A 10,145-nucleotide genomic window follows, 5' to 3' on the forward strand; every position below is an offset into this window, starting at 1 on the left:
TATCATTGTGACAGAGAACTTCAAACTAAATTAGGTTCCTCATTCTTATAAATAGCTATTCGCCAATCCATACTGAATAAGCTCTGCCTTGCTTTTCAAATGCAGTTTTTGCATAATATTTGACTTATGATTTTCAACTGTTTTACTACTTATAAAAAGTTGTTCAGCAATTTGAACATTTGTAAAACCAAGCACTGTTAGTCTTACTATTTCCTTCTCCCGAACGGTTAATATACACTTTCCCTCTTGTCCCTTATACTTAAATAATTTATTGATTAATTCCTGTGGAATACCAACATGATAAAAAGTACGCCCGTTATAGACGGCATGAATCGCCTCATAAAGTACTCCACCCTGACTATTTTTTAAAATATAGCCATGTGCATCCAAAGAAATTGCCTTTTGAATATAAGCGATTTCATTATGCATTGTTAGCATAATAATTTTGACATTATCCATTTGCTTTAAAATTTCCTCTGTAGCAGTAAATCCATCTAGACCATTTGGTATGGAAACATCCATTAGCATAACATCCGGCTCTAAAGCGATTGCTTGAGTAATAGCTTCCGCCCCATCACCCGCCTCACCAACTACCTCAACATCTTTATAATTTTCTAATAAAAGAACAATACCCTTACGGATTAAAACATGATCATCTACCACTAGTACACGAATCATTGATAGTCATCCTTCCAGTTAGGCACTGAAATCTTAATTTTTGTCCCTTGGTTATGGGCAGAAATTATATTAAAGCTTCCACCTAACAATGTTATTCGTTCCTCCATATGCTTTAAACCAAGTCCTTCTTTTTTTACCTCTTGCAGATTAAAACCTATACCATTATCTTCTATATAAAGTGTTAAGTATTCTGCCTTCTTTTCTAATCGAACAATCACCTTTGAAGCCTTGGCGTATTTCACAATATTATGCAGTGCCTCTTGTACTACACGATAAATATTGATTTCTACAGATGGATGACAACGCTCTCGAAAATCTGCATCTAACAAGATAGAAATTTCTGAATGGACCTTTTGCACAGAGTCTACAAGTGTACTTAGTGTAGGTGTAATCCCTAATTGATCGAGACTATGTGGACGGAGTTGATAGGAGTATGATTTAATATCATTCATCACTTTCTCAAGTTCATTCCGAACCTCTTCAATATAAATATGTAGTTTTTCATGCTCTTTTACATAGGCTTCAACCGCTTGCAGAGCAACTGAAATAGTAAATAATGATTGCCCGACACCATCATGTAATTCCTGTGCTAGTCTTTTATGCTCCTCTTCCTTTGCTTCAATTAATTTTTTAATAATAAACTTAGAAACTCTTGCCTCTTCTTCCCTTAATTGAAGTGTTTGATCTCGTAGAACTAGAAGAAATTCCTGCTCCTTTGTTTTACTATCTGTATAGATTAATGCCGTACTCATCTCAACGTCGATCTTACTACCATGATACGTTGGCATCTTTGACAAAAAATAGGGAACCTCATTGCGTTCTATTAAATAACATGTCTGTTCTCCTGGAGATTTTTTTCGATTTTCACAAAATGAACAATAGGGTACTCGATTCCCCATTTTCCAACCAGTTAATCGCTTAGCTGAAGGATTCATCATTAAAATTTCTCTATCGTGATTCATAATAATGATTCCATCTTGAATATATTGAAAAATTTGCTTTAAATATTTATTTTTAAGCTGTTCTTCCTCCAAGACAAGCATTCCTCCTAAACCCTTTTCATGTTGAACTTCTTTACTTTCTGAAAAATCTCAAAGGGGCATGATAACCATATTTTACTTACTTGTTTAGAAAAAAACCGCTATAAAGCATTTGCTTCTAGCGGCTTATAAAAATCTATTTATTCATAACTTCTTGTACCCAGGCTGTATAACCGCCTGTTAAATTAGTAATATCATGAATTCCATTGGCTTTTAGTACACTACAAGCAATAGCTGAACGAGCACCTGCCTGGCACTGTACAATAATTTTTTTATCTGTTTGTACCTCATTTAAACGGTTTTTTAGTGTGCCTACCATAATATGTTGGGCATTTTCAATGTGTCCAGCCATATATTCTGTTTGATTACGAACATCTAGTATATAGACGCTTCCATCCTCTATCAGTGGCTTCGCTTCCAAGGGTGTTATATTCTCATAGGTTTCCTTGGATGTTGCCTCTTGTATAATTTTCTCTATATCTGCATAGCCCTCAACATTATCAATACCAATTGAGCGTAATGCTATTAATATATCATCTAGTTGGTCAGGTGCTATAAGCATATATAATGGCTTTGAATAATCAACCAGCCAACCAGCCCAATTTGTAAAAGAATTATTATAAGGAATATTCAATGTACCTGCGATATGCCCTTTTGAAAAATCAGCTGCTGATCGCGTATCAATGACTTGCTTTCCTTCAGATATAAGTTGAGAAAGCTCTGCATAACTAGATACTACTTGTACTATAGGTAAATTTTTAACAAGCTCAATTCCCACTTTATTGACCTGCTTCATTATAGCGAAATAGTACGGGGGCTCTGGCTGTCCATCTAGCAATGCATTTATAAATTTCTGTTCATCATCAAATTGCAAAGCCCAATTAAATTGCTTTTCGTATCCAACTGTCGATGATGGAACAGCACCTAACGCTTTACCACATGCACTACCTGCACCATGTGCTGGCCAAATCTGCATATAATCAGGTAAATCCTTAAAGCGATCTAATGATTTAAACATTGCCTTTGCTCCTACTAATGAGGTTCCCTTCATTCCAGCAGCCTTTTCTAATAAATCAGGACGTCCAATATCTCCTACAAATACAAAGTCACCTGTAAAAATCCCCATTGGTTTATCAGCTGCACCACCTCGATCAGTGAGTAAAAAGGAGATACTTTCAGGCGTATGTCCTGGTGTATGCATAACTTTAAAAATCAGATTACCAATAACAAACTCGTCTCCATCTTTTAATAGCTGATGTGGAATTCCTTCAAGATTCTTATATTTCCAATCCTCATCACCTTCATCAGAAATATACATTATCGCTCCTGTACGATCTGCTAGCTCACGAGAACCTGCAACAAAATCAGCATGTATATGTGTTTCTAAAGATCCTATAATTTCCATTTTCTCTTTCTCTGCTAGCGCAAGATAAGGCTCAATATTACGCATCGGGTCAATAATGACCATTTCCCCTTTTGCCTGACAACCTACTACATATGAAGCGTGAGCTAATTTTTCATCATAAAAATAGCGTAATAACATTTGTTCTACTCCCCTTTACGTTCTATTTTTTTCTTTTAAAATGTCTAATGTAGCCTGCACATAATTTAGAAGCCTTTGAACAGAAGGATCCTTCATCCATTTAATAATTGAAAAAACGGTAAGGTTTTGAGGTTTTTCCTCTGCCCTTTGCTGCACTATCTTTATAAAGCCCATACCTTTTTTCCCATTCTCAATCAATGGATCTATATATTCCTTAGCATTATTAATGGCATATGTTGTTGTCTGCTTATCTTGAAGAACCGCTGTAATAAAATCCATTACATCCTCTAACTGCTGTAAAATATGAACTAGCTTTGGCATTTTCTCAATGATCTGTACAATGGCAGAAAGTGTATCAAGGCTTATATTATAGGTAGAAACTAAATCCTCATATCGACTTATCGTTTTATCATCTTTTAATACAGATTTCCCAAATTCCATTACTTCGCCAACAGATTCTATCGTTTCTTGTATTTCTGGTAATTTCTCTAATAATTGTTGTAAAGAGTGTCGAATTTCTGGTTTCTCAAGCACTTCCATTAATTGATGTATTTCCTCGTTCATGCTTGTTGTTGCATTAGCCATTCATATCGCCTCCCTTCATTCGTACTTACATAGTGCCTTTTAGCATGCCATCCCAATACAAAACAGGGAGTAACTCTTTCTTCATAAAATACATACTTGCCCTTTCCACAGCTTGATTAAAAGGCATGGATTCAACAGGTTCCTTACTATAATCAAATTCAGCTAAAATCAATTTGTTATAACCTGTTACGATTGGACAGGAGGAATAGCCATTATACTTTTGTGTCATCGGCTGTTGTCGCATTAAAGCCATTAAATTATCTGTTACAACTGGTGCTTGCTTACGGATAGCAGCTCCTGTTTTTGATGTCGGTAGATTTGCGTTATCCCCCAAACCAAAAACATTTTGGAATCTTGTGTGTTGTAATGTAAATGGGTTAACATCTACCCAGCCATTTTCATCCGCTAAAGGACTTGTCCTGATAAATTCAGGGGAACACATATATGGCGTAACATGGATCATATCGTATTTAATTTCCTCTAATATACCTGTATCTAAATTTTCAAAAACAGCAACTTTTGCATCAGCCTTTAATTCAATTAAATTTAGTCGGAATCGTGCATCTATTTTTTTCCGTTCTATAACTTTTTCAAGTGCCTCACGATATTTCAGTACGTCAAAAATCGCTGGATTTGCTGAACCAAAAATAATGCTAATATTGTCTCGAACATCTACCCTATTAAAATAATCCTCTGCGATATGCATAATTTTTTGAGGTGCACCACCACATTTAACTGGAGAGTTAGGATGTGTAAAGACAGCAGTACCAGATTTAAAATTACGAATCGTTTCCCATGTATAATCCACATGTTCAAATGAATAATTACTACATACACTATTGCTGCCAAGCGACTCCTTCAGCCCTTTGATAGCATTCCAGTTAATTTCAATACCTCCTGCAACCACTAAAAAATCGTATGTATAGGTTGTACCACTATGCGTAAACACCCGATTTTCTGCTGGTTTAAAGCCATTAACAGCCTCCTTTAACCAAATTGCTCCTTGAGGAATAACCGAAGCCATTTTACGTTCAGAGTCACTTTTGTTCGCTGCACCACCACCAACCAAGGTCCAGAGCGGTTGATAATAATGATTTTCGGCTGGGTCAATAATAGCAATCTCCCCTTGAAGAGCATGAGATTTCCGGAGTAAACGTGCTGCCACAGAAATACCAGCCGCTCCTCCTCCAACAATGACTACTTTGAAAGAAGTTTTCATATGTATCCCCCCTGATTATTGCCATTTTTTCGAATATGCCTTTTGTATCTTTATACTAATTGTTAGAAAATAGACTTCATATAGGGGGAATCCCCTAAAAAATTACACTTTCATGCTAAAATTTCAGCTAGAATGACAACAAAGGGTAGTACATAGTGAATCATCACTTGTACTACCCCTATTTTTTATTGCGATTTACATTGAAATGTTAAAACAAAAACTGTGCCATCTGAGTCTGATCGAACATTGATTGATCCGTTATGCAGATCAATTAATTGCTTAGTAATAGCTAATCCTAACCCTGTACCAGTAGTATCATCTGTCGTATTTGTACCTCGATAATATCGTTCAAATAAATTATCTAGCTCTTCCTGCGGTATACCAGGTCCTTGGTCCGTGATTGTCATTACTATAGATTTATTGATTTGCTGTGCCTCCACCATTACTTTGGTGCCTTTAGGTGTATATTTCTTAGCATTGGTAATCAAATTATCTAAAATACGTTTTAATAAAAGCTCATCTGCTTCTAGCATAACATCTCCATAGACATTTACAGATACTTGCTCATCTACGAACTTCGGCAGCCACGAGGCAAGCGGTAACAGCACTTTTTCAAGTTGAATCGCTTTATTTTTCAATTGATACGTATAGGTCAAATCCTGAATAAGTGCGTCCATATACGTTGCCTTTTCCTGCATTGTACTTGCAAAAATACGCATTTCCTCCATTGACCAATGATAGTCTTCTGAAGCAAGCATAGTGGAGTAACCATAAATTGAGCTAAGAGGTGTTTTTAAATCATGTGATAGCCCCGTAATCCACTCTTCACGTAATTGCTCTGCCTGTTTAATTTGCCTTTCGTTAAAAGTAAGTCGTTCTGATAAATGGTTGAGAGATTCATCCACAGGTTGAAATAATTTAAATTTCCTCTTTAGCTTCCCTGTCTTCCGATGATGAATATTCTTGTCACTTACCTCACTATAATCAAACTGAGTAAGTCGATCGATTCGAGATAATACATAAACAAGTGGTCGTATAAATTGACGAGAAATGCTTATAGATAAAAAAATAACACCAATTAACAAAATAATATGTCCACCAAAAAAGATGGAGATAAATAACAGCATTGCTTTATTAAAGGGCTCCTCAAATGGCTTATACGATGGATTGGGCATCCGTACAATCAGCGTTGAGCTGTTCTCTAAAGCTGCACTCTGTGTTAACTCTGCATGCTCAAAAATATCATATTTTTCTTCTAGTAACTGCGGCTTATGGAGCTTTTTATAATGCTCTCCAATAACTTCTACACGGTCCCATTGCTCATTATAGATTTCAATAGCTGCCTTTTTATTCTGAATACGTTGGAGTAGTTCTGTGGATATCTCACCTTCTTCTTTCCAGCTTAGAAGTGCGCTCTCAAAAAGTGGCTGAACAGGTGATACTGGCAGAAATAATAAATAATAATTAGGAATCTCCCACGTATGCATACCTGGTTTCTTAAGATTCATGATCTCACTATCGGACATTCCGCATAGCTCACACAAGTCTCCTGTATAATCAACAATGTTCATGGACTGATCGAATAAATATAATTGCCCTGCATTCTCCTTCGCTCTCTTTACTAAATAATCAGCAATTTGAATGGATGCTCCCTTTTCTACGATAGCATCATCTTTAATTTCATAGGAGCTCATTACATGAATATTGTCGCCCACTCGTTTATTGATAAAGATTCCGAAGGACACCAAACTAATGACAAAACCCGAGATAATTAGCAAATAAAATACAATGAAATAAGACACAAAGCGAAGTGTTAATTTTCTGGCAGGCTTCATGAAAGGGCATCTCCAACAAGTTTATAACCAATACCTCTTACAGTTATAATGCACGTTGGCTTACCTGGATTTTTTTCTATTTTTTCTCGTAGTTTTCGAATATGCACCATAACAGTATTATCATCGAATAAGCAATCTCCCCATACACGCTCATAAATTTGCTCCTTTGATAATACCTGTCCAGCATTTTCGCATAAATATTTTAATAGATGAAACAATCGCCCACTTATAATTTCCTTTATCCCATCCACTGTTATCTCTGCCGCATCAATATCAAATGTAAATCGACCACATGCAAAAAGATTGCTTTGTCGTACATCCTTCTTTTTTAGATAGCGTCCAAGCTGTACCTTCACCCTTGCTACCAGCTCAAGTGGATTAAATGGCTTCGTAATATAATCATCTGCACCGTTCATAAACCCCCTAAGCTTATCTGCATCACTACCCTTGGCAGTTAAAAAGAATACAGGTGCATCACTACGTTCACGAATAAGATTCGCCATATCTATCCCATTTCCATCTGGCAGCATTATATCTAATAAGTAAAAATCAAAGCTTTTCATCTCTAAGTTCTTTCTCGCTTCTTGCACTGTGCTACATAATGTGATGTTTAAAAATCCATCTTTTCTTAAGATAATTTCAATCATCTCCGCAATAGCACGTTCATCCTCTAACACTAAAATTGACGCATCTTGCATTCTATCACCTACTTTTAAGATTACTTTAAGGCTGTCATTATTTCACCATAAGCTTCACCAAGTACACTATGTATAAGATAACCAATTAAGGAGATAAAACGCAATGACAACAAACCGTGTAACCTTCATTGATACAATGCGTGGATTTAGTTTATTTGGCATCTTAATGGCGAATTTACTGATTTTCCAATTTGGTATGTATGGTAAAGATGAGCTTCAGCATCTTTCAACCATCGATAATGGTGCTTTATATTTTGTTAAAATCTTTATCGAAGGATCATTCATGCCTATTTTTACAATTTTATTTGGCTTCTCTCTTATTAAAATGATTGAATCCATTCGAAAAAGAAAAAATAAAAGTCGCTGGTCCATTTTACGTCGTGCCACTGGGCTTATTGTACTTGGCTGGCTTCATTCAACACTACTATGGGAGGGAGATATTCTTCTATCCTATGGCTGCATGACTCTATTTTTACTCCCTTTTATTAACCGTAAGCCGAAAACACTTTTTATTTGGGCAGGAATTCTTTTTGTACTGACAACTGCTTTAACATTCGGTTATATGGATCCAAATAAAAAAGAACAAAAAGAGTTAGCAACTTACATCGAGCAAGCCAATGATGTGTATGCACATGGAAGCTATTTAGAAATTTTTGATTTTCGAGCAAATGCTTTACCTCCTGGAATGGATGATCCTGCATTTATTTTTATCATCCTTATATTTGCACCTATCTTCTATGCCCCATTGTTCCTACTTGGTATGGGACTTGCTAAAAAGCAAGCATTTGTGAATATGGAGGATGAGAAGAAATGGTATAAGCTAGGTTCATTACTCGTTCCGATAGGGATCGCTTGTAAAAGCTTTAGTTTTATAGAGAATAATTTTTCGAATCTCTTGTTAATGGGAGGCTCACAGCTTTTAGCAATTGGCTATGTCTGCCTAGCAGCACTATTATTTAAATCTCGTCCTGTTCAATTGCTCTCTCCTGCCTTTGAAAGTGTTGGTAAATTATCACTTACCAATTATCTAATGCAAACCATTATTTGTACAACAATCTTTTACGGATATGGACTAGGCTTATATAGCAAACTGGGCGTTTTTGGCGGCATTGTATTCGGAATTGTAGTTTATAGCTTGCAATGTGCGTTTAGCATTGCCTATTTAAAGAAATTTAAACGCGGACCATTCGAAGCAATACTGCGAGCATGGACAAATTGGTCATGGAATGGACAGATTAAGAAGAAAGGACAGATAACACATGAATAGTGACACCAAAGAGGACTTCACAGACACATGGTGGTTTTTAGGCATCTGTGCCGCTGTAGCTGCAGTCCTAACACTATTTGCATTTTAAACAACTGTAAAGAACAAAGGAATTCGTTTTCGGTTGCCCCCTACTGTATACTATTACTACTATACAGATTAGGGGGCATTATATTGTTACAACGACTCATTATCACTGGTTATAAGCCTCATGAACTCGGAATTTTCAATGACAAGCATCCAGGTATAGCCATTATCAAAAAAGCGCTCGAAAACCGTCTACGTATACTAATCGATGAAGGTTTAGAATGGATTATCATAAGTGGACAGCCAGGTGTAGAAACTTGGGGAGCAGAAATTGTCTTGATATTGAAAAAGGAATTTCCTCATTTAAAATACGCTATCATTACACCCTTCTTTGAGCAGGAGAAAAATTGGCAGGACCATAAAAAGGAAGCATATCAATCCTTAGTAGCTCAAGCAGATTTTGTGACGAGTGTTACGAAAAAGCCATATGAGGCTCCATGGCAATTTATCGAGAAGGATAAATTTATCATCCAAAACACAGATGGTCTGCTACTAGTTTACGACGAAGAAAACGAGGGCTCTCCAAAATATATGAAGCGTCTAGCTGAAAAGTATATGGTCACTCACGATTACACACTTTTAATGATTGATGCCTACGATTTACAAGTAATAGCTGAGGATATACAGCAGCAAAATTGGTAGAAAAATATTGATATAATTTTCTGACAATTATATACTTAATTATAAGGTTAACTCATTAAAAACCATCTTTGAATTTCAACTAGTCATGTTGCTAATATCCTAAAAGGAGCTGTTGACATTTGAATAAAAAAATCGAAATGATTCTTGAGCCTTCTCCGGTCAATGTTTCCCATGATACGTATCGCAGAGAATGCAAATATACGCGCGGGATTCATATTGAAGAACAAGAGTTTAAAGCTATTTTGGATACAATGTGCCACGATTCACGCTTATATTTTGATTTCCATAATCCACGTAAGGAAATTATCAAGGGAACATATTTAAATGGTCACTCCGGGTTAGCACGCAATATATACGATTACTATAAAACCAATTATGCCTTTGAACTTAGCGAACTAATTAATGGTAAGGATTTTTATGTCAAAATAATTTAAATTCTAAATTTAAAAAGGAGCTACTCTCAAATGAGAATAGCTCCTTCATAGTGTTGAAAAACTAAATGGTCAAGGGACTCTTTGTGAACACTCCTAAGTCAAATGAAGGTGATCTCCGTT

10 protein-coding genes are annotated in these 10,145 nt (G+C 36.0%); 3 read left to right on the top strand and 7 right to left on the bottom strand.

Annotated elements, in window-relative coordinates; genetic code table 11:
- Positions 1 to 45: 45 nt before the first annotated feature.
- From AC3WOM_RS16830 to AC3WOM_RS16860, 7 genes are all read right to left on the bottom strand, one after another.
- On the bottom strand, positions 46 to 678 hold the full coding sequence (locus tag AC3WOM_RS16830) for a response regulator transcription factor (RefSeq protein WP_427543153.1): 633 nt from the start codon (positions 676 to 678) through the stop codon (positions 46 to 48).
- Positions 675 to 1,712 carry a PAS domain-containing sensor histidine kinase gene (locus tag AC3WOM_RS16835; protein ID WP_492447672.1) on the bottom strand — a complete coding sequence of 346 codons (1,038 nt, stop codon included), beginning with the start codon at positions 1,710 to 1,712 and terminating at the stop codon, positions 675 to 677. Before AC3WOM_RS16835 ends, AC3WOM_RS16830 begins: the two co-directional genes overlap by 4 nt.
- Before the next feature lie 142 nt (positions 1,713 to 1,854).
- Positions 1,855 to 3,261, bottom strand: a complete 1,407-nt coding sequence (locus tag AC3WOM_RS16840) for an MBL fold metallo-hydrolase (protein WP_492447673.1) — start codon at positions 3,259 to 3,261, stop codon at positions 1,855 to 1,857.
- A 15-nt stretch (positions 3,262 to 3,276) separates the two neighbouring features.
- Complete coding sequence (locus tag AC3WOM_RS16845) at positions 3,277 to 3,846, bottom strand: helical membrane plugin domain-containing protein (protein WP_427543144.1); 570 nt, start codon at positions 3,844 to 3,846, stop codon at positions 3,277 to 3,279.
- Positions 3,847 to 3,871: 25 nt separating this feature from the next.
- Positions 3,872 to 5,065, bottom strand: coding sequence for an NAD(P)/FAD-dependent oxidoreductase (locus AC3WOM_RS16850; protein WP_492447675.1), 1,194 nt, complete (start codon positions 5,063 to 5,065; stop codon positions 3,872 to 3,874).
- A 185-nt stretch (positions 5,066 to 5,250) separates the two neighbouring features.
- Positions 5,251 to 6,900, bottom strand: a complete 1,650-nt coding sequence (locus tag AC3WOM_RS16855; RefSeq protein ID WP_492447676.1) for a sensor histidine kinase — start codon at positions 6,898 to 6,900, stop codon at positions 5,251 to 5,253.
- Positions 6,897 to 7,598 (bottom strand): response regulator transcription factor, encoded by a 702-nt coding sequence (locus tag AC3WOM_RS16860; RefSeq protein WP_492447677.1) that lies wholly within the window; start codon positions 7,596 to 7,598, stop codon positions 6,897 to 6,899. The genes AC3WOM_RS16855 and AC3WOM_RS16860 overlap by 4 nt, the downstream gene beginning before the upstream one ends.
- Before the next feature lie 103 nt (positions 7,599 to 7,701).
- Between AC3WOM_RS16860 and AC3WOM_RS16865 the strand changes: the two genes are divergently transcribed.
- The 3 genes from AC3WOM_RS16865 to AC3WOM_RS16875 all read left to right on the top strand — a co-directional run bounded on the left by AC3WOM_RS16865 (position 7,702) and on the right by AC3WOM_RS16875 (position 10,025).
- Positions 7,702 to 8,865 carry a DUF418 domain-containing protein gene (locus AC3WOM_RS16865; RefSeq protein WP_492447678.1) on the top strand — a complete coding sequence of 388 codons (1,164 nt, stop codon included), beginning with the start codon at positions 7,702 to 7,704 and terminating at the stop codon, positions 8,863 to 8,865.
- Between the two features lie 171 nt (positions 8,866 to 9,036).
- The gene (locus tag AC3WOM_RS16870; protein ID WP_492447679.1) at positions 9,037 to 9,591 is read left to right on the top strand and encodes an SLOG family protein; all 555 of its coding nucleotides are present in this window, start codon (positions 9,037 to 9,039) and stop codon (positions 9,589 to 9,591) included.
- 119 nt (positions 9,592 to 9,710) lie between these two features.
- Positions 9,711 to 10,025, top strand: coding sequence for a hypothetical protein (locus AC3WOM_RS16875; RefSeq protein WP_492447680.1), 315 nt, complete (start codon positions 9,711 to 9,713; stop codon positions 10,023 to 10,025).
- The last annotated feature ends 120 nt before the right edge of the window (positions 10,026 to 10,145 follow it).

Source organism: Lysinibacillus sp. FW301-JW8, assembly GCF_058788755.1.